Consider the following 21,427-nt stretch of genomic DNA (forward strand, 5'->3'; position numbering starts at 1 on the left):
TTTTACCAAGCATCTGGCCCAACCCATAAGGAGTTAATATTTTGGTGATCTCCGACCGCCTCGCACTCAGCAAGAATTTTTTGCCCACTAGCGGCAGCATATGACGCCAGTGCTTGTATGGATTTACCTGCATCTGTATTGGCATCATACTGTGACCAGTACCATTCGGGATTTTTTCTATTTTTATCAACCACGGTAATAGCGATATAATTTTTTATCTTCGGGCCTTTGTTATAACCTCCATACCCAATAGCAACAGAGACAACATAACCGAGGTAGGAAGACTGAGCGGTACATTTTTTTCCTTGCGCAAGTTGAGACGATTTTTCGTTGGTGTTAGGTTTTATTTTATAAATTTGGGTAGATGCTGCTGAAAAAAAACTTAGGGTGAATAAAATAAAAACTCCTGACAATATTTTTTTCATGATATTCATAAATAAGTCTCCGTTTTAATTTTATTAAAAATTTGTTTTATTGGCTTCACCTCATGGTCTTTGTAAAAACGGGAACGGAGCAAGTAACAAGTGGCAAGTGAAATACGAGTGTTATCGTCTTTTGTACGTTCAATATAATTGAGTAAGCACCGAAGATAATTCGGGCTATGCTGGTGTGAACTGCCAAGGTGAGACAAAAGTGTCGAACAAGCCTGTAATTCGTGTAATTCCTGCATCCAGGTGTGAACCGATAGTTGCATTTGACACCTCTTCTTATGTTGAGGAAGAGAAGAAACCTATCATAACACACAAACACAGCTAAATAATGAATGTTTTTTAATGGATTTATAATGAAGAGTGAGTCACTAAACTGGCTCAATTTTTCCATTGTGTTTAAAAACAGGTTCTGTTGCATTAAAACAATTATCTGAAGTGGTCAGTTGAAAGTGGTCACTACATTCACGTTTTTCTAGAATCATTATAACGCTCGCTTCACGCCCTGAGACATTCGACAAGCTTTTTATTCTTTAAGTAAAGGCGAATTTCGATCTTTGAGTGCCAATAAGTATTTTGCTTCGTCGTAATAGGTTCTGGTTTTCCAACAGTGGTAAATTATCCTTATCCATTTAAACGCCAGTACTCGGATTGCGGATTGATGAGACTTTCCTTTTTCACGTTGCCCCTGATAATACAGTTTGGCCCAGTATGATGATTTAACTGTCTTGGCAGCCCATTCAACAAACGTCTGCCTGACGAACTTGGCACATTGCCATCGCCAGTGTACCCACGATTTCTGACCACTTCGCTCGGTTACCAGCGCGATGCCTGCGTAGTTTTGAATTTCTTCTGCACTGTTAAAGCGGTTACGGTTATCGCCCAATGCCGCAAGCATTCGTGGGCCCATGCAGGACCCCATACCGGGTGCCCCGCAAGGAGAAACCTTGTCGGCTGACTCTGATTTATTCAACAAAGCCCCCTCAACCCCCTTCACTACATGGCAAAGACTAAACGCCCGATAAATTTCATGGGGCGTTTAGTCTGAAAAGTATTAACCTATTTCAGAACTCATCAATTTAATGGCATAGCCCACAGTTCTTATTAAGTCCAATACACAATTTTATGGTCACCAATATGGCCAATAAATCTACCTGCACTAAATCTTCTTCCTTCGGAGACGCTAGTCACGCCATGCAAGTAGCTCGCATTTAAAAAATACACATCTCCCTGGTTAAGCTTGACTTCTAATGCCTCGATATTTTCAAGCAGCTCCAGAGGATAAGGGTAGCCTTTTCCCTCTACACCAAGTCGACGTCGAGTAGTTTCATTCGGTTTATAATTCCAAACCTTTAACATGCCTCCGCCTTTAGCCGCTTCCACGCAAGCATTAAACGACACAACGTCCCGGCGCGTTTTAGCAATCTCAAAATTATCTTGCATGGCGGTAGACAGCTGAGCGTAATCGTCGTGCGGCCAAAGAGACATCTCCCCATTATCCAACCAGCGGCGTAAAGAAATAAAAGAACCATACCCTCCCTTTAATCTGGCAGGACCAAAGTGGATTCCTTTCTGAATGAAAACCTGCTCCAAAAAGCTGGTCAAAAAAATAGACTCAACTTCCTCATCCCGCAACGAATTCACAACAGGAACAAGATTTAAGTTGTTTTCAGTTACACCTTTTACATACTCTTCGCCTTTTAACAAAAATTGCGTCGCACCAATTTGAGCGGCGTTCACATAACCATCATAAGGTCGGTTCCCGCCTTGAGTTTCGTCTAGTTTTGCATCAAATGAATCAACTAATGATTGAGCAACATCAGGTGTAAAAGCGTTGCGTATCACATAGAGCACACTGCCATTGCGCTCCCCATTAAGAATAAGGTCGGATATAATATCCCCATCAATATCTTTTCTATCCACCTCTATATAAGAAAAGTTATCTGCTATCTTTTCGTTTTCGTCTCTCATATCGATAAAAGTGTTTTGTTTCATCATCCAAATCCCTTGATAACGTTTGTTAAATAAAAAGCATTAAGCACCAAACCCCTTCACAAGAAGCGGTCAAAAATCATTATCAAATCACGGCCAAATACCGTATTAGATTATTACGGACTGCGGAGGCTTGATCCGCAAGATCGTGAGTCCCTTGTTGCTGAAGTTCTCTCTCTAAGCAGTATTGCTGCCAATGCAGATTGCGGACCTGAGCGTTTTGGAACATTGACTGGAACCAGCATACGGCTGCAACACGTGAACCAGAAAGTACGGGTTGCACCGCATGATAAACCCCTGTCGAGTAAAAAACGGCACTCCCCGCAGGCAGTTTGATCAGTTTTAGCTCATCGGCGATCTCCAAAGCCAACTCCCCGCCTTCATAACTTTCGGGGTGGCTGAGAAAAAGTGTCATTGAGTAATCCGTGCGAAGAAAGTTTTGCCCGTAACGACCAGGGGCTCTCCCCATCTGGGTACTCCCTCCTTGAATAGGAAGATCAACATGATTGTGATAATACATTCCTTCGTCGTAACGATTCACAATAGGGTTGGTTCTTGCTCTGGGAACAACGCGCATATTCACTTCAGTCGAATTTTCTAACGCTGTGCTCACTAAATTTACAACGGACAAATAATCCTTATCCACCTTCATTTCCAAATTGTTTTTCACACTATATCCAACATCCGCTGTCGCACGCCCATCCAAAAAATTCGCTGCGTTTAATAACCTTTGGGCTTCAAAAATCTCTTCAGGCATTAAAATATTTTCGATAATAAAAAACATGATTAAACTCTTATTTAAAAATTACCAATTCGTTATATGGATTGCGTTTGCCTAAGCTATTTAGCTCGTCTGCCTATCAAGTCACATGATGAAACTCATCAGCATGCTCACTCCTTCTTTGCTACGTTTTTCTGCCACCAGCGTGCCAATTCAGGCCCATTAATTTCAGATAACATACTGTAATGATTGCCATTTATTCTATCCAACTGAATACCCTCAATTTCTTTCTGCCAGGCCAAACCGAGATCGACTGGCTTTTTATCTGTTTTCAAGACACGTGGTGAAGTCTCGCTAGCTAAGACGATATGCAGGTTTTGTGGGTATACCGGTGGTGAGGTATAAGTCCAACGGCGAGCCGCGAGATAGGTATGGAAAGTGCCGGTCAAAAGGTCCACCGTGCTATTCTTTGGCACTTGCCCATGTGCTTCGAGCAATTGGTGCAGGGAAGTTAATACCGTCAGAACATCACCATGTTGAATCTGCCAGAAGATGTTTTTAGGTCGAATATTCAACGTGTTGAATATTGCCTCAACAAAATCATCCATGGCCTGTTGATTCGTGAGTTTCCAGGCATCATCCAGTAAGCGAGGTGTTTGGCTGTCAATCAAGGTAATGGAGGCGACTTTACGCCCCTGAAGGTTTAATTGGTGAGCCATTTCCAACGCCACTAAACCACCATGAGAATGCCCCACTAAATGAATGGACCCACTTTCCGTAATACGCGCGATTGCCTTCAGGTTGTCAGCTGCGGCAGTTTGAAATGATGAATGAGGTGGCATAGAAAGCTCAATGCCGCGAGGTTGCAGGCCATACACGGAACGACCAGGCTCCAGTGCGCTAATAAAGTGCCTCAAGCTGGTGATACTGTTCCCTGCGCCCGGCAGACAGATTAAAGGCACCACACTGTCAGAATAAGTGACAAAAGGAATCAAAGGATCGAATTCGGTTTTGCTTTTTCCCTGTAAGCCGCTATTACCAAGCGTTTGCGAAATCATGTCACCTAGTACCTGCCGATTTTCCTGATTAGTGACTATCGACTGATGATCGCCCGGCACTTTATGGATATGAATACGACTGCGAGAAAAAGCCTGCTCCCATCCTAAGTATTTTCCAATTCGCTTTTTCCACGACTTATCAGAAAATATTGATTTGGATTTGCAGTCTATTTCTACCAGTCTCTCGGTAATATCTTCGATCGCATTAAATTGATAAACATCTATATCCAGTGGTTCGGCGTAGTAATCATCGACCATACGAGCATAATTGACCTGCTGGTGTAAGATTTTTCGATGTCTCTCAAGGTCAACCTCTTCGGGAATCAATTTCCATTGTTTCCCTAACCGCATCAATTCTTCTACTGATAGTTTTTCTTCAAGTGAACGTAATTCATCATAGCGCTCAATATCTAACTCTATACGTTCGGCTTGGGACTCTATTTGGCTAAATAAATAACGTTTTTCGTTCAATCCATAGCCATGCGCTTTAATCCAGAGCGCATCGATAAGCCCGATATACCCCACTTTTTCATTCTGTCCTATCAGCTGTTTCGCCAACGCGTGAATGACAACAGAACCTGAGCAATAACCAATAAAATGATAAGGGCCTTCTGGCTGGATTTGCTTAATCATCTTTAGGAAACGGTGGCTCATCGCTTCCAGAGTCGGCTCCTGCTCAGCATGCTCAGGTAGCCAGGGCAATCCATATATCGGATAGTCAGGATCGATAGTCGCAGCTAACTCATAAAAATATTCAATATTCCCGGTGCCAGCGGGGAAGAAGAATATCGGCGGCTTATAGCCGGTTTTCCGTGCTGGTAATGCCTCATCAACAGAGAATGCGCTTGCTAGATCATCCTGAGCCATCTTATGCAGTATCGGGCTACGGATAATCTTTAACACCGATAAATCGATACCCGCTTGCCTCGCCTCATAACTCAACTGTGTTACCAGCAATGAGTTACCGCCCAGCGCATAAAAGTTGTCATAACGGCTGATTTTTTCTATTCCTAACAACTTCTGCCAGAGTTTCATCAGCGTGATTTCAGCAGGCCCTTTAGGCGCCTCGTAAATTTCACGGGCATAGTCTCCCTGACTTGGCAACGGCAACGCTTTGCGATCGAGTTTGCCGTTACTGTTTGTTGGTAAAACATCCAGCTGCACAAAGGCGGTAGGTATCATATAAGCGGGTAATCTTTCGGAAAGATAGTCGCGTAAGAGCTGACTTGAAATCCTTTCTTCTTGCTCATTGGTTGTAAAATAGGCCAATAAATGTTTCTCTTTCCCTTTTGGTTCCGCCGCAATAATGACGCATCGTGAAACCTGCGGATATTGACGTAGTTGACTCTCAATTTCCCCCAGTTCTATGCGGAACCCGCGGATTTTCACTTGGTTATCATTTCTGCCGCAATAGACTATCTCGCCATTATTCAAGTGATAACCAAGATCGCCGGTGCGATAAATCTGCTTATCCGCCTGAGATTTGATAAAAGGATCGGGCAAAAATGCTATTTGATTTAAGTCTTCGCGCTTAAAATATCCTCGTGCGACAACTTCTCCACCGATATATATTTCGCCAATCATACCACGTGGTACAGGCTGCCGATGCTGATCAAGCACGTACAGTTGGCTATTGACCAGCGGGTTGCCTAAGCTGACCAGTCCTTCGATAGCCTCTGAGTGATATAACCAGCTACTCGCCAATACAGTACATTCCGTCGGCCCGTACTCATTGATAACCCGATTATGTTCTGCCAATTGCCGTATCAGATATGCTGGAACCTCTTCACCCACCAAGGAAATAGTGACGCCCTTAATAACCTGAATAAACCTTGAGTTTTTGATGATAGCCAGCACGACAGAGGGCACTAAAAATAGATGCGTTATTTTATTTTCTAGGAGAAAGTCGACAAAGATATCGCTGAAAACACGTTGTTCTGGCGTCAGTAGATAAAGCGCAGCCCCCTGCGTCAGCCCGAGCGTTAACTCAACAATGCTCGCATCAAAACTAAAAGAGGCGAATTGCAAAATTCGGTGCTCAACGTTTGCACCATACCGCAGCTCATGTTGCATGAAGAAGTTGGTTAAACTGCGATGCTCAATCATTACCCCTTTAGGTTTGCCAGTCGAACCGGAGGTGTAGATGATATAGGCTAAATTCTCTGGATGCAGCGTATCTAGCTGTGGATTATCTCGGCTCTCACTCCCGAATGCCCAGTTCGTTAAATCCAGTGTCCACACCTTGTTTTCCGCCAACAGCTCAGCATTAAGTGCCTGTTTACCTGCGGCATCTGCCAACACAAGATAGGGCTCAACATTTTCCAGAATGCTTTTTAAACGCTCAGAGGGATAAGACGCATCCATAGGGACATAAACCCCTCCTGCTTTTAATATTCCCAAAAGCCCAACGACAACCGCCGCATTATGCTCAATACAGAGCGCGACTCGCGCTTCAGGGCCGACACCATGGCGTATCAGCGCATGGGCTAGCTGATTTGCAGCGTCATTTAGCTCGCGATAACTGAAGCGAAGATTGCCATACACCAGGGCTAAAGCGTCTGGGTATGTCGCCGCAATTTCCTCAAAGCGCTGAGATAAGAAGCAATTTCGATCAAAGGGTTGAGAGGTCTCATTGATCTCATATAGCAGCCAATTGCGTTCTTTTTCTGATATCAGCGTAATTTCAGAAAGTAATTGTTCCGGGCGCGAAATAATGCCGCGTAGTAGCTCAATAAAATACGATTGATAGCGTTCAATCGTCGCTTCATCAAATAGGGAGAGGGCATAGCTTATCACCCCCGTTATCCCGGAACTGCTATCGGTACAATGCAGCTCGATGTCCGCTTTCAGATAGCTTTTACTTACCGATAAGTTTTCAATGGTTAACCCAGGGAGTGCCAGTTTGCTATCACCATCACTATTTGTTCGTAAGCTAAAAATAGTCTGATAGAGTGGGAGGTGACCCAGACTACGCTCCACCCCGATGGCCTCAACCACTTTTTCAAATGGCAAGTCCTGATGATCGTAAGCATGTAGAATATTGTCTCGAGCTTCTTTCAGCAGACTTTGCGCCGTTATCCCCGTAGGTGCATCGATACGAATCGCCAACATATTCATAAACAAGCCGATCAGTGGCTCAAGTTCTGGCCGTACTCGCCCTGCGGTTGGGGTACCAATAACCACGCTCGACTGGCCGGATAGTCTCGACAAAAGTGCGCCCCATGCGGCAATGAACAGCATGAACAACGTGCACCCTTGTTGCTGGCAATATGCCCGTAGTCCTGCTGCCAGCTCGCTATCCAGGGTAAAGCTGACATAACCGGCATGAAAGTCCTGTAGTTTTGGTCTAGGGCGATCCCAAGGTAATGACAGCAAAACCGGAATATCGTCTAAGTAGTCCGCCCAGAATTTTTGCTGTTTCACCACGAGATCCCCTTGCAGCATCTCTTTTTGCCACTGCGCAAAATCGGCGTATTGCACTGCTAAATCAGGGGGTGTTTCACCACTATTTGCCAAATAACCTTGATACAGCGCATTTAATTCTTGTGTAAAAATACTCAGTGACCAACCATCACAAATAATGTGGTGCACCGTGAGTAAGAAGACGTGCTGATGCTTGTCCATGCGGATAAGGTGGCAGCGAATTAATGGGCCCTGGTCAAGGTGAAAAGCTTGCAGCTCATTATCAGCAATAATCTCAGACAGCGCTTGCTGTGCATCCGTCCGTTCACTCAGATCGAAAAACTGCATGGGCATAGAGGTTCCCACATCCAATGCCTGAGCCTGCAATTGACCTTTGCGCTGAATAAACACGGTGCGTAGGCTTTCATGTCGTGCCAGGATCTGATCTAGAGAACGTTGCCAGACCTTACTATTCAGGTCACCGTTAATACGCGAAGCCAGAATAATATTAGAACCGCTGCCAATATCAGGTGCTTGATCAACAAACCATTGGCTTTTTTGTGCAAACGAAACGGGGAGTTCACCTGTTCTGTTAACTTTAGTCAGCCGATCTTTTTTATTGATATTCTGTTTGAGGCCTTTGCTTTTTGCTCGCGCTCGTAGCTGCTCAAGCTCTTCAATACTCAGCTTATCAATATCTAGATTACTCATTATTCTCACCTCTCGTCGATACAAGCTCATTCAGCTCATCTGAATTGAATTCATTCGTCAGCACCGCAAGTAGCACCTGACGGGAAAAATCGGTTAGCGTGCTATGCCTGAATAAGCGGGACAGCTCGATGTGTACAGCAAAGTGCTGTTGCACGAGATTGATCAGGCGTATCGCCCGTAAAGAGTGCCCTCCCAGTGCAAAGAAGTCGTCATGGCGGCCCACCTGTCCGATGCCCAGTAGCGCCGACCAGAGCGCCGCCATCTGCTCTTCAACCTCGCCTTCCGGCGCAACATAGCTTTCACGCGCGAAAGACGTTTCCTGCGGAACCGGCAACGCCTGTTTGTCTAACTTGCCGTGGACCGTTAACGGCAGTTTATCCAGCAGTACAAAAGCCGAAGGCACCATGTAATCCGGCAGCTGGCGTAATAACGCCTGCCGCAATTCACCGGTCAGAGACGACGCTTCAGTCTCGCCCTTCTCAGCCACCACATAGGCCACCAGACTGGCTTCATCTCCCTGCGCCGCCCGCAGCAACACAATGCCCTGCGCCACCGCCGGGTGCTGCTCCAGAGCCGCGGTTATTTCGCCCAGCTCAATACGGAAACCACGTAATTTCACCTGCTGGTCATTACGGCCAATAAACTCCAGTTCACCGTCTTCCCGGTAGCGGGCCAGATCCCCGGTGCGGTACATCCGCTCGCCGCTGGTTGGGCTAAACGGATCCGCCAGAAAACGCTCAGCGGTCAGTTCCGGGCGGTTCAGATACCCGCGCGCCAGCCCTGCGCCCGCAACATACAACTCCCCCACCACTCCGTCCGGCACCGGTTGTTGCTGCGCATCCAGCAGATACAGTTTTAAATCAGGAATACGCTGCCCGACCGGGCTTTGGCTTCGCTGGCTGTCCTCACGGCTCAAAGGCCGGTAAGTCACATGCACCGTGGTTTCTGTTAGCCCGTACATATTGACCAGCTGGGGCTGCGACTCGCCTGTCGACTCATACCACCCGGACAGCAGCGCCGTATCAAGCGCCTCACCACCAAAGATGACATAACGCAGTGCCAGCGCTAACGGGCGCTGCCGTTGCTCCGCTATCAGTGAGCGGAAAGCGCTGGGGGTCTGGTTCAGGACAGTGATGCCCTCACGGCTGAGCAACTGATAGAAGGCCGCGGTATCACGCGTCTGCTCTGGCGGCACCAGCACCAGGCGGCCCCCATGCAGTAGGGCACCCCAGATTTCCCATACCGAGAAGTCGAAGGCGAACGAATGGAACAGGCACCAGACATCCTGTTGACTGAAACCAAACCAGGGCTGTACGGCGCTGAACAGACGGCTAACCTGACGATGCTCAATCATCACCCCTTTCGGCGTCCCCGTGGAGCCTGAGGTGTAGATTATGTAGGCCAGATGCTGCGGAGCCGCCCGGCCCTGCGGGTTATCCTGTGGCTGCAGGTCATACACCGCTGGGTCGTGCAGCAACCACGGCGCCTGATACCCCTGCTGTTGCAGGGTGCGCTCACCGGTCGCGTCACACAGCACCAGAGCGGGCTGAGCATCATCCAGAATCAGGCGAATACGCGCTACCGCATAAGCCGGGTCAATCGGCAGATAGGCGGCACCGGACTTGAGAATAGCCAGCAACCCCACCATCATCTCCAGCCCGGGAACGGCACAGAGCGCGACGGGAGTGTCGGCGTGTACGCCTTGTTGGATCAGTGCATGGGCCAGTTGGTTGGCACGCTGGTTTAGCTGTTCGTAGCTGAGCGACTGGTCGCCATAAGTCAGCGCTATCGCCTGCGGATACAGCGCGGCCTGCTGCTCAAATTGCTGATGCACACACAGCTCGACAGGCGCGACCCACAGCGGCAGGTTGCGTTGTTCAGTCAGGGCGTGAAGCGCGGTAGCAGGTAAAACGGGGAGTTGTTGCAGGCTATAGTGTTCCTGCTGATCCAAAGTATTCGCGATCCCTTCGAACACGCGCTGCATATAAAGGCATATTGTGTGCGGCTCGATAGGCATAACACCTTGAATCGTTAGCGCCATGGCCTGACCAAAATCTTCAACTGACACAACCAAAGGATAGTTCGTCCGCTCTTCAGACTTCAGCCAGGTAATATCGAACAATGGCTCCGGCACATTCTCAGCGTTGGTTGTGAGAGGCGAGTGTCGGTAGTTAAGCAATGAACTAAATAGTGGGGCAGGGGCGGCAACACCACTACAACGCTGGGCCAGAGCCAAAGAGGCATACTCATAGCCCAGCAATTCAGCCAAGTCTTGCTGTGTTTCCTTAACCGCTTGTTCTACCGATCTATCATTCACATCGACCCTGAAAGGGAGAGTGTTGATAAACATCCCCATGGCTTTAGACATCCCTTCAGTCCCCTGCAAACGGCCAAAGAGTACGGTGCCAAAGACCACGCTAGAACGCCCACTGATTGCCATTAACACGCGGCCCCAGGCAAGATGACATAGACTGGCAAGGCTAACTTCCAGTCGCCGTGCATGGTGGCGCAGACGATCATTCAAAGAAGCAGGCAAGTCCAAACGATGCTCCTGTACCGCACGATTATCGATCTCGCTCAAGCCATAAGGTAACGTTGGTTCATCAATGTCGGCCAAACGGCTGCGGAAGTAAGCCTCATGCTTGCTTTGCTGCTCGGAAAGATAGGTTTGAGCCACCAAATTACGGTATTGCTTAGGCTCATCCAGGCTAGCGGCACGGCCACGCATGATTGACTCAACTTCATGGTAGAGACGCTCAAGCGTGGTATGGTCACCGATTAAATGGTGCATCAGCATAACCATGACCCAACGCTGATTATCCTTATCTTCGGTGATAACAAACTGCAGTAAAGGTGCTTGCTGAATATCCAGACGGTAGTCTTCCGCGTTATACCTTGCGCTAAGCTGTTCAACGACCGGGCCATTCTGGCGGTCTAGCGTTAACTCATGGATCTTCAGGGAGGCTTCACGATAAACCACCTGCGCGGGCATGCTCACACCACGAGCAATAATTGCCGTTCTGAGGATGTCGTGCCGGTTAACGACCTGCTGCATCGCGTTGAGAAATTCGTCCACTAATGCGCGTGTGCCGAAAGCAATCTGGCTAATAAACAGGTAGGGATCGCCACGCTCTTGCAACAGATGGTGAAATAAGATGCCATCTTGCAAAGGGGCTAGCGCATAAATATCCTGAATATTCGCGACGCCTCCCGGTGTCTGCTGTATCACATAATCAATATCATCTTGAGTTAATTCGATCAGTGGTAACATCGACGGTGTAATCGTTTGGCCGTCAAATGTTGATACCTGAGAGACAATATTTGCTGCGGCTTCAGGCTCGATGACCGAGACTTTGAGCGCCAGCTCTTTGAGAGAGGGGGCCACAAACAGATCGCTAATTTCCGCTTTTAATCCCCGCTGGCGTAGCTGCTCCATTAAGAAGATAACCAGTAGCGAATGCCCCCCCAGCGCAAAGAAGTTGTCATCACGACTGACTCGCTCCACCCCAAGCAGTTCCACCCACAACTCCGCCAGCACCGCTTCCAGCTCGCCTTCCGGCGCAACATAGCGGGTCGTGCTCAAGCGCTCTGGCTCCGGCAAATCCCGACGGCTTAGTTTGCCGTTAGGCAGGCGGGGCAGCGAGGGCAGTGTCATAAAGACGCCCGGCAGCATGTAGTCCGGCAGCTTAGCCTGTAACCCTGTCCGTAACGCCGTGACTTCCAGCGCAACACCCTGCTCTGCCACCAGATAAGCCACCAGGTGCTGCCCGGACACATCCTCCTGAGCCACCACAACCGCTTCCTTCACGCCCGGTTGCAACCGCAGCTGGTGCTCTATTTCTCCCAGCTCTATACGGTAACCACGCACCTTCACCTGCTCATCCGCGCGCCCAAGGAACTGCAAGACCCCACCGGACAGCTGCCTGACCCTGTCACCCGTCCGGTAAAGCCGCTCTGTCACCGTACCGAAAACGCATTCCACAAAACGTTCCGCGGTCAGTTCCGCACGGCCGTGATACCCCTCACTGACCCCCTCGCCGGCAATATAAAGTTCGCCCACCGCCCCTTCCGGCACCCACTGCTGCTGTTCATCCAGGACATACAACCGCGTATTGGCTATCGCGCGGCCAATAGGCTGGTAGCCCTCGTCCACCGCCTCGCGCATCACATGGTAGGTCGCATCTATCGTGGTTTCTGTTGGGCCATAAAGATTGACAACCGCCTCACTCACCAGCGGCAGTAAGCGGTTGACCAGACTGCCCGACAGCGGCTCACCGCCGCTGAACAGGTAGCGCAGGGAACTGCCCCCCCGCCTGAGACAGGTCAGCGAGGTTAGTGAGCATCGAAGGCACCACCTGCAGGACAGTGATTTGCTCGGCTGCCAGTAATGCAGGCAGGGCTGACAGGTCTCGTTGCACCTCACCCGGCAGGACATACAGGGAAGCCCCCAACGTCAGGGGGTCCAGAGCTCCCAGACGGAGGCATCAAAACTGATGGACGTGCGCTGGAGAAAACGGTCATCGGCCGTCAGAGCAAACGCCCCATGCTGCCAGCGCGTGTGATTGAGTAAACCACGATGAAGCACCCTGACCCCTTTCGGTTTCCCGGTTGAGCCAGAGGTGTAAATCATATAGGCAAGGTTATCGGCACCCACCGTCGCAACCGGATTGCTCCTGGCCGCATCGTGCCAGGCCGGTTCGTCGGCATCTAACCGTAAACGTCTCATCTCAGGGAGGGCCTCTGCCTGACTTAACGCCCGGTGACCATCGCTGTCTTCAATCAGAAGAAGGGGGGCGGCATCCGCCAGAATATAGCCCAGGCGCTCTACCGGATAATCGGCATCCAGCGGAACATAAGCCCCGCCGGCTTTGAATATCGCCAGCAGCGCGACAACCATCGGCAGGCCCCGCGCCACACAAATCGCCACCCGGCTGTTGGCCTCCACGCCGAGGGTTTGCAGGTGGTGTGCCAGCTGGTTGGCTTGCTCATTCAGGTCGCGATAATTTAGGGTGCCCTGCGGGGAGTGCAGGGCAATGGCATCTGGCGTACTGGCGGCCCGTGACTCGAACTGTGACACGATGGAAGGGGTAGTAGGATCTATAGCGATGGCATCCGTTTTGAAGGATTGTCGCCACGCCTGAGCTTGCTGCTCCGTATACAGGCTAATACGGTTAACAATGGCATCACGCTCTGCAACCATCCCTGTTAATAGCTGCGTATAGTATTGTGACCAACGCGCGAGCGTTGCTGGGTCGAACAAAGCCGTTGCATAGTTGAAACTCCCACGGATCTGTCCTTCGTTCTCGAAAAGGTTCAGTTCAAGGTCAACCTTAATCCGGTTGCTACTACTTTGATAATGCTGAACATTCACTCCAGGTAGCGTCAGTTGTTGCCCTGCACCTTGCTGCCAGTTGAAGATAACCTGAAAAATTGGTGTGTAGGCAATATTACGCTCAGGGTTCACGACCTCGACCAGCTTATCGAACGGCAATTCCTGATGTTCCTGAGCCTCCAGTAGCAATTGATGATTACGCCTCAGCAACTCATGCACTGAAAGAGGTTCTGTAATATCAAAACGTAACACTAGCGTGTTGATAAAAAGACCGATGATGCATTCTAATTCTGCCTGATTACGACCGGCCGCAGGCGTCCCGATCAAAATGTCGCCATGTCCGGACAAGCGCGACAGCAAAACGGCCCACGCACTGATCAGGAAAGTAAAAGCCGTTACACCATGACGTTTACTGCACTGCATGACCTGTTGGCTAAGTTCTTTATCTAACGCAAAGTGATAGACATTACCGCTAAAATCCTGCTGCTTAGGGCGAGGACGATCGGTGGGTAATAACAGCAGTTCAGGTATGCCGGCAAGTTTCCGCTGCCAATAGCTAAGTTGTGTATTGAGCTTATCTCCGACCAGAGATTCACGCTGCCAATGCGCAAAATCAGGGTATTGAATTTCTAATGGTGGAAGTTGCTGCACATCATTTTGTATTTGCGCTTGATACGCCGCACTCAACTCACGGGCGATAATATCCAACGACCAACCATCAGAAATCGTGTGATGTTGATTTAAGACAAACAACCAACGTTCATCCGACAATCGGACCAACAGAGCACGGATCAATGGCCCATTGGAAAGAGAGAAGGGTTGCGAGAGTTCGGTCTGTAAATAGTCGCTTGCCAGCGCATCGGGATCCGCTTCTTGCCGCAGATCATATTGTTGCAACGGCATACCTTGCTCCGCAGGTAACAACCGAATAAGAAGTTGCCCTTCCTCTTCACGGAAGTACGTGCGTAGACTCTCATGGCGAGCAAAAAGCAAATTTAGGCTGGTCGCCAATGCTTCACTGTTTAAAGCACCCGTTAAGGTCATGACCACCGGCATGTTATAGGCCAAATTACCCTGCTCGGTTTGTGACAAAAACCAGAGTCGCTGTTGAGCAAGCGAAGGCAGTATTTTTCCCTGACGGGAAACAGGCAATAATGCGAGTTCATCAGAAGCGTTTACAGACGAAGAAAGGCACTGGGCAGCCTGATCAGCCAGTGTGCTATGGAGCAAGAGCGTCGTCAGTGCCAGCTTTAGCCCCAGTTTTTCTTGTATTTGCGTCCGTAAACGAACCATCAGCAGTGAATGACCGCCCAACGCAAAAAAATCATCGTGCCGCCCAATCTTGTCAACAGCCAGCAGTTGCTGCCAAATCTGCGCCAACTCTTGCTCTATACCGTCACGTGGCGGTTTCTGCTCCGCACGCAAGTAGGCTGTCTCATTGGGTACAGGCAACGCCTTACGCTCAAGCTTGCCATTATTGCTCAGTGGGAAGGCAGGAAGTACGACAAATGCCGATGGCAGCATATATTCTGGCAAGCTAAGTGCCAGTGCCTCACGGAGATGGGCAATATTCAACTCTGCCTCCGCTTCTTCTGTTACCAGATAAGCCGCCAGGCGAATATCACCGGGAATATCTTCACGAGCGATCACGGCAGCCTCTTTGATCTCAGGCAAGCGGTTCAAGCTGGCTTCAATTTCGCCCAGCTCAATGCGTAAACCGCGTAGCTTCACCTGATTGTCATTACGGCCGAGGTAATGCAAGGTACCATCTGATTGAAAACGCCCAAAATCCCCCGTCCGGTAAAGCCGTGCTTCTGGGTTTTCGCTGAAAGGATCGGGAATAAAACGCTGCTGATTCAACTCTGCTCGGTTGAGATAACCGCGCGCCACCCCCACACCACCGATATAGATCTCTCCAGCGGTTCCGAGCGGTACGGGTTGCAAATGAGGATCTAATAGATAAATTTGCGTATTCGCGATAGGTTTCCCTATCGGGACCTGGCTTTCCTGCCAGGCTGGCGGAGCAGTCCAGAAAGTGACATCAATGGCGGCCTCAGTAGGCCCATACAGATTGTGAACTTGAGTATGAGGTAACAAGGTTTGGCACTTTTTGAGTAAGGCAGCCGGTAAGGCTTCTCCGCTACAACAGATCTGCTTCAAACTGGTGCAGTGACTGACCTGAGGGTGCTCTAACAATAAGCTCAGCATGGAAGGCACAAAATGCAATGTCGTCAGCTGCTGTGCCGTGATTTGCGCCACCAGATAGTCAGGATCTTTATGTCCCTCTGGCTCTGCAATCGATAGACAGGCACCCGTTAATAACGGCCAGAAGAACTCCCACACGGAAACATCAAAACTAAACGGTGTTTTCTGCAAGACAATATCGTCAGATGAGAGCGGCAATGCCTGCTGCATCCAGTGAATGCGGTTCACCAGAGCTCCATGCTGATTTAACACGCCTTTAGGTTTGCCGGTCGATCCCGATGTATAGATGATATAAGCCAGGTTTGACGGCGTTAATCCATTAATTTGGGGGCGACAATCGTCTTCATCTTGCCAGACAGCTGGAGTCTCTAAATCGACCAGCATCACCCCATTCGTAGCGAGTGAACGTAACACCTCACTTCCCGCTCTATCCATCAACACTACAGAGGGCGCAGCATCCTCAAGCATCCAACCCAGGCGTTCCTGCGGGTAGTCAGGATCAAAGGGAACATAAGCCCCCCCCAGCTTTATTAATCGCGAGGATCGAGGCCACCATCATCAGGCTACGATCGGCACAAAGCGCAACCGGGGTATCAGGTTTAACCCCGTGCCGGATAAGATAATGTGCCAGTTGATTGGATTGTCTCTCTAGCTCTTGATAGCTCAGGCTGAGGTCATGATAACGGAGCGCAATGGCCTCGGGCGTCTTACTAACCTGCTGCTCAAAAAGCTGATGGATACAGACATTTTCAGGGTAAGGCTGTCTGGTATCATTGAAATCGTAAAGCTGTTGCCGGGTTTCCTCGGCCGTCAATAGCGCGCAGGTCGAAAGTGGTTGCTTCGGCGCGGCCAATGCAGTTTCCAGCAAGCGCAGAAAATACCCCATATAACGCTCGATGGTGGCACGTTCAAATAGCGCCGTTGAATATCTCACACCTCCGGTGATACCTGTCTCGCTCTCGCTGAGCTGTAGCTCTAGATCAAATTTACTGTAGGCATTGTCGAGCGGATAGTGCTGTAACCTGACATCAGGCCACTGCAGTTGCTGCTCATTATTTTTCGCCTGCCAGCTAAACATCACCTGAAACAGCGGTGTATGGCGAGTACTGCGCTCAGGATTAATCAGCTCTACGACTTTCTCAAAAGGGGTCATGCACCCAATAGTTAGATAACCTTTGGAAGATAGTATTCACGCTCAATGAAAGTGCCTATCACTTTGTCATGCATTTCTTCGGATTTGGAATAACAGATCGTTTTCCGATTCAGTCTCTTGATGCGAGTACGTAAGGTCAGATTGGTTCTTTCGATACGTTGAGTAAATTTCTTCCCTCTAAAGTGTTTTTCCTCAGAAAGGCAATCGTAAACGGCATAATTATCGGTACAGAAAAATTGAATTTCGAAAGGAGCCAGAAGTGCCAGCAATTTGCTCAGTGTTTTCCTGCTGCGATCCCCCAATACGTGCGCGATTATTTGCTTTTGCTCCGGTTCCCAGGCATACCAAAGCCAGCGCTGATTCTTCTTGTTACCGACAAAAGACCATTGTTCATCAATTTCGCAGATAATATGAATATTATTTGCGGCCAGCGGCAGTGTAGTTACCTGTCTGGGTTCGAGTTTTTTAGGGTACGAAGAACGGTGTTGATACCCACCTTCAGGACACGAGCGGTGTCTCTGATACCGCCATTATTCGCAGCCATATCCACAATCTGATCTTTCATTCCGGGTTTGCAGGCTTGGTAGGTGTAATTCAGTTGAAAGGTTTTACGGCAGGCATAACAGTGATAACGCTGATGTCCGCTGCTTCCTTTTCCATGCCCTTTGACCTCTTCCGCTTTGTGACAGTAACGACAAACCACATCAACTTTAGCCATATCTCACCAGTAATAAAAAGTGGGGAGTTTACTACAACAATCTAATGATTGGAAGCATGACCGGCCCATTAGCTAAAAGGTATTTAAAGATGATTTAAACAGATGATCGTGCACGCCCTACATTTACCAAAATATGTGAATCAAAAACGTCTAATTCAAAATTTTTCTCATTTTGGTTAATAATCCCTTGGCTAACATTAAAAAAGCAATTAATAAATTTTCGATTCCGTTATTTCCCGAATCCGTTCAATTAATAATGCTCTTCGATATTCAAGCTCCCCCAGCTCTTGATATAAGGCCACAAGATTATGATCTCTCGTAGGTGCGTCGTTTAAAGCAGCCTCTAAGACAAATGAACCCGCAGAGCCTTGATACCCGTCTTTACGTTTCAATTGTGTAGTATAGCGGTGCATGCCAGAGCGCGAAGCTGAGTAACCTAATGACTTCAACCAACTAACTAGAGATTCATGCTCGCCATAGCGGGCAGCTCTAATACGCTGGTGTAGTTCTGCAATAATTTCGGAAGGAAGTTGCGATGCAAATGATTTTCTACCAGACATAACCGAATCCTTTAATTTCACATTTTTCCGCATTATCCCGATTTAATTTAAAATTGCAATACCCACTTATTACAATAAATTTCCGCCAATTCCTTATAATCTTTGTTTCTCATTCTTTGTGGTTCATAACATCGGGACTTTTATCGAAAGGGAATATTATATTTAAAACAAATCAATATTTCGAATACGTGTCCCAAAATAGGCAGCAAAATAGATGGGAGTTTTTATTGAACCCCCATCCATGATGAGAGGTTATTTAGCCAGATATTTCTCGATATTATTTTGAATACCCGCCGCATCCAGCCCTAAATCAGCGTGCAGCTCTTGTTGTGTTCCTTGCGGTATAAAGTCATCGGGTAAACCCAGATTCAATACGGGAACTGACCTCTTTTCCTGCATCAGCAATTCGTTAATCCCACTGCCTGCACCACCCATGATGGCGTTTTCTTCCAAGGTTACCAGCAGTTCGTGGCTGGCTGTCATTTCCAGCACCAGATCTTTGTCCAGCGGTTTGACAAAACGCATATCCACAACGGTTGCATTCAGGGCTTCAGCCGCTTGCAGCGCATAGGTTAATAATGTGCCAAAGTTAAGGATCGCAATGCGCTCTCCCTGACGGCGGATTACGCCCTTGCCGATTGGCAGTGTTTCCAGCGGTTGGAGTTCAGCGCCTGTCCCTGTGCCGCGAGGATAACGAACAGCAGCAGGACCTGCTTGATAATGATATCCGGTATGCAGCATCTGGCGGCATTCGTTTTCATCGCTGGGAGCCATAATCACCATATTCGGGATACAGCGCAGGAAAGAAAGATCAAAAGCCCCTTGATGGGTTTGACCATCTGCACCGACAATGCCGCCACGGTCGATGGCAAATAAGACAGGCAGGTTTTGGATGGCGACATCGTGGATCACCTGATCATAAGCGCGTTGCAGGAAGGTGGAATAAATGGCGACGATAGGCTTGTAGCCGCCGATAGCCAGACCCGCAGCAAAGGTGACAGAATGCTGCTCGGCAATTGCGACATCAAAATATTGTTCAGGATATTCGCGGGAGAAGCGCACCATACCGGAACCTTCGCGCATGGCTGGGGTGATCGCCATCAGTTTTTTATCATGAGCGGCTTGTTCACACAGCCAGTCACCGAAGATCTTGGAAAATGTCGGGCGAGTCTCTGTGCTTTTGGGCAAAGAACCCGTTGAGGGATCAAATTTGGGGACGGCATGCCAACTGATAGGATCTTTTTCCGCTGGGGCATAACCACGACCTTTTTTTGTCATGATATGCAGGAATTGTGGCCCTTTCAGTTCGCGCATGTTTTTCAAAGTCTGGGTTAGCGCCAGTACGTCATGACCATCAACCGGCCCGATATAGTTGAACCCAAGTTCTTCAAACAGCGTTCCGGGAACCACCATGCCTTTCAGATGTTCTTCCGTTTTTTTCAATAATTCTTTGATTGGAGGCAGGTTGGAAAACACTTTTTTGCCACTTTCACGCAGGGTGGTATACAGTTTGCCTGACAGAATCTGTGCCAGATGGTTATTCAATGCCCCCACGTTTTCAGAGATAGACATTTCATTGTCATTGAGAATAACCAGCATGTCGGGATCGATATCGCCAGCATGGTTCATCGCTTCGAAAGCCATGCCCGCCGTAATGGCACCATCCCCAATAACACATACTGTCTTGCGGCCTTTGCCCTCGTGTTTGGCAGCCGTCGCCATACCTAAGCCAGCGCTGATTGAGGTGGATGAGTGACCGACACACAAGGTGTCATATTCACTTTCTTCCCGCCACGGGAAGGGATGAAGGCCATTTTTTTGCCGAATGGTATCAATGCGATCACGGCGTCCAGTCAAAATTTTGTGCGGGTAGGCTTGGTGACCAACATCCCAGACTAAATTGTCAAAGGGGGTTTTATAAACATAGTGGAGTGCGACGGTTAATTCGATAGCGCCAAGGCCGGAAGCAAAGTGACCACTGGAGCGACTGACACTGTTCAGCAAAAATTGACGCAGTTCATCGCATAACTTTGGCAAGGTTTCTTTGGGTAGCAGGCGAAGCTCTTCTGGAGTCTCAGCCAATGTCAATGTTGGATATTTCGCTATATCAATGCTCATGCTATGCCTGTGTAAAATGCTATATCCGTAAAAGTTAAATAGTAAGAACCTTGTTATTATCCGTGTGTAATTTCTAGGTTCACCCCGTAAGACGCTTTACCGGTTTCTTTAGCTGTTTCTCTCAATGATAAAACCAGCCAGTTGCTTTAAGGTTGCGGTGTCATATGACCGTTTTTCCAGTTCTGTAAGGGCGTCGAGCGCTTCTTCATACAGATCTCTGGCTTTTTGTTGGGCTTGTGCTAAACCCAATAATACAGGGTAAGTATTTTTGCCGAGTTGCTGATCGTTGCCCTGACGCTTGCCAATAATTTCAGTATTGCCAATGACATCCAAAATATCGTCATGTACCTGAAATGCCAGGCCGATGGCTTGGGCATATTGCTCCAGTAACGGCAGAACTTCACGGCCACGTTGTCCCGCACTATAAGCGCCTAATCGGACGGCTGAACGTATTAATGCACCGGTTTTATGTTGGTGGATCTGTTCCAGTGAAGCAAGATCGATCTGTTTACCTTCTGCCGCCAAATCCAGCGACTGCCCACCACACATGCCGGCAAAGCCACTGGCACTTGCCAGTTCAGCGATCATCGCAAGGCGATCGGATAGGGACACACTGGGCATATCCTGTTTTGCCAGAATTTCAAAGGCCAGTGATTGTAATGCATCACCCGCTAAAATCGCCTGACTTTCACCAAATTTGAGATGACAGGTAGGTTGCCCACGGCGTAAATCGTCGTTATCCATTGCGGGTAAATCATCATGGATCAATGAATAGGCATGAATGCACTCTATCGAGAGGGCGGCGGCATCCAGACTCTTTTTAGGGAGACCAAACATTTCTCCCACGCTGTAAATTAAAAATGGCCGTAGCCGTTTTCCACCCAGTACTGCACCATATTGCATTGCTGTACCTAATGGGCTGTTTAAAAAGGGCAATGAAGAAAATATTGCCATCAATTTGTCATTAATATGTTGCTGACAAGTGCGCAATCTTTCTTCAAAAGGAACATTATATTGTTCAGACATAAA

Annotated in this window: 12 protein-coding genes and 1 pseudogene; all 13 read right to left on the reverse strand. The window is 48.5% G+C overall.

The annotated features are described in order from the left end of the window. Positions 1-2: 2 nt before the first annotated feature. The 13 genes and pseudogenes from PXH59_RS19470 to ispA all read right to left on the reverse strand — a co-directional run bounded on the left by PXH59_RS19470 (position 3) and on the right by ispA (position 21,424). Entirely contained in the window at positions 3-434 is a 432-nt protein-coding gene (locus PXH59_RS19470; RefSeq protein WP_285809811.1) for a hypothetical protein, read from the reverse strand. 520 nt (positions 435-954) lie between these two features. Next, positions 955-1,356: pseudogene (locus PXH59_RS19475) on the reverse strand (IS110 family transposase); the annotation flags it as partial. Between the two features lie 176 nt (positions 1,357-1,532). Beyond that, positions 1,533-2,426 (reverse strand): 2OG-Fe(II)-dependent halogenase WelO5 family protein, encoded by an 894-nt coding sequence (locus tag PXH59_RS19480; RefSeq protein WP_285809812.1) that lies wholly within the window; start codon positions 2,424-2,426, stop codon positions 1,533-1,535. A gap of 79 nt (positions 2,427-2,505) precedes the next feature. Further along, a complete protein-coding gene (locus PXH59_RS19485) occupies positions 2,506-3,204 on the reverse strand; it encodes a Fe2+-dependent dioxygenase (protein ID WP_285809813.1) in 699 nt (232 codons plus the stop codon). Between the two features lie 107 nt (positions 3,205-3,311). After that, complete coding sequence (locus PXH59_RS19490; RefSeq protein WP_285809814.1) at positions 3,312-8,312, reverse strand: non-ribosomal peptide synthetase; 5,001 nt, start codon at positions 8,310-8,312, stop codon at positions 3,312-3,314. Beyond that, entirely contained in the window at positions 8,305-12,639 is a 4,335-nt protein-coding gene (locus tag PXH59_RS19495; RefSeq protein WP_285811829.1) for an amino acid adenylation domain-containing protein, read from the reverse strand. The genes PXH59_RS19490 and PXH59_RS19495 overlap by 8 nt, the downstream gene beginning before the upstream one ends. Then, positions 12,584-12,763: a hypothetical protein gene (locus PXH59_RS19500; protein ID WP_285811861.1), complete on the reverse strand. Its 180-nt coding sequence runs from the start codon at positions 12,761-12,763 to the stop codon at positions 12,584-12,586. The genes PXH59_RS19495 and PXH59_RS19500 overlap by 56 nt, the downstream gene beginning before the upstream one ends. Positions 12,764-12,765: 2 nt before the next feature. Further along, positions 12,766-16,380, reverse strand: a complete 3,615-nt coding sequence (locus PXH59_RS19505) for an amino acid adenylation domain-containing protein (RefSeq protein WP_352232145.1) — start codon at positions 16,378-16,380, stop codon at positions 12,766-12,768. Next, a complete protein-coding gene (locus PXH59_RS19510) occupies positions 16,349-17,002 on the reverse strand; it encodes a condensation domain-containing protein (RefSeq protein ID WP_285809815.1) in 654 nt (217 codons plus the stop codon). The genes PXH59_RS19505 and PXH59_RS19510 overlap by 32 nt, the downstream gene beginning before the upstream one ends. 11 nt (positions 17,003-17,013) lie before the next feature. Next, a protein-coding gene (locus tag PXH59_RS19515; RefSeq protein WP_285808308.1) for an IS1 family transposase occupies positions 17,014-17,720 on the reverse strand; the annotation gives its coding sequence in 2 pieces (ribosomal slippage) (positions 17,014-17,471 and positions 17,471-17,720; 708 coding nt in all). 209 nt (positions 17,721-17,929) lie between these two features. Next, positions 17,930-18,280: a phage protein Gp27 family protein gene (locus PXH59_RS19520; protein WP_285809816.1), complete on the reverse strand. Its 351-nt coding sequence runs from the start codon at positions 18,278-18,280 to the stop codon at positions 17,930-17,932. Between the two features lie 252 nt (positions 18,281-18,532). Continuing rightward, entirely contained in the window at positions 18,533-20,398 is a 1,866-nt protein-coding gene (gene dxs, locus PXH59_RS19525) for a 1-deoxy-D-xylulose-5-phosphate synthase (RefSeq protein WP_285809817.1), read from the reverse strand. Positions 20,399-20,506: 108 nt separating this feature from the next. Continuing rightward, on the reverse strand, positions 20,507-21,424 hold the full coding sequence (gene ispA, locus PXH59_RS19530; RefSeq protein WP_047766848.1) for a (2E,6E)-farnesyl diphosphate synthase: 918 nt from the start codon (positions 21,422-21,424) through the stop codon (positions 20,507-20,509). Positions 21,425-21,427 lie beyond the last annotated feature (3 nt).

The organism is Xenorhabdus bakwenae (assembly GCF_030272115.1).
Classification (GTDB): domain Bacteria; phylum Pseudomonadota; class Gammaproteobacteria; order Enterobacterales; family Enterobacteriaceae; genus Xenorhabdus; species Xenorhabdus bakwenae.

Excerpts from the sequence above, each read along its gene's own strand:
- PXH59_RS19470 (WP_285809811.1), bottom strand. The coding sequence starts at position 434 with ATGAATATCATGAAAAAAATATTGTCAGGAGTTTTTATTTTATTCACC.
- PXH59_RS19485 (WP_285809813.1), bottom strand. The coding sequence starts at position 3,204 with ATGTTTTTTATTATCGAAAATATTTTAATGCCTGAAGAGATTTTTGAA.
- PXH59_RS19490 (WP_285809814.1), bottom strand. The coding sequence starts at position 8,312 with ATGAGTAATCTAGATATTGATAAGCTGAGTATTGAAGAGCTTGAGCAG.
- ispA (WP_047766848.1), bottom strand. The coding sequence starts at position 21,424 with ATGTCTGAACAATATAATGTTCCTTTTGAAGAAAGATTGCGCACTTGT.
- dxs (WP_285809817.1), bottom strand. The coding sequence starts at position 20,398 with ATGAGCATTGATATAGCGAAATATCCAACATTGACATTGGCTGAGACT.
- PXH59_RS19480 (WP_285809812.1), bottom strand. The coding sequence starts at position 2,426 with ATGATGAAACAAAACACTTTTATCGATATGAGAGACGAAAACGAAAAG.
- PXH59_RS19520 (WP_285809816.1), bottom strand. The coding sequence starts at position 18,280 with ATGTCTGGTAGAAAATCATTTGCATCGCAACTTCCTTCCGAAATTATT.
- PXH59_RS19510 (WP_285809815.1), bottom strand. The coding sequence starts at position 17,002 with ATGACCCCTTTTGAGAAAGTCGTAGAGCTGATTAATCCTGAGCGCAGT.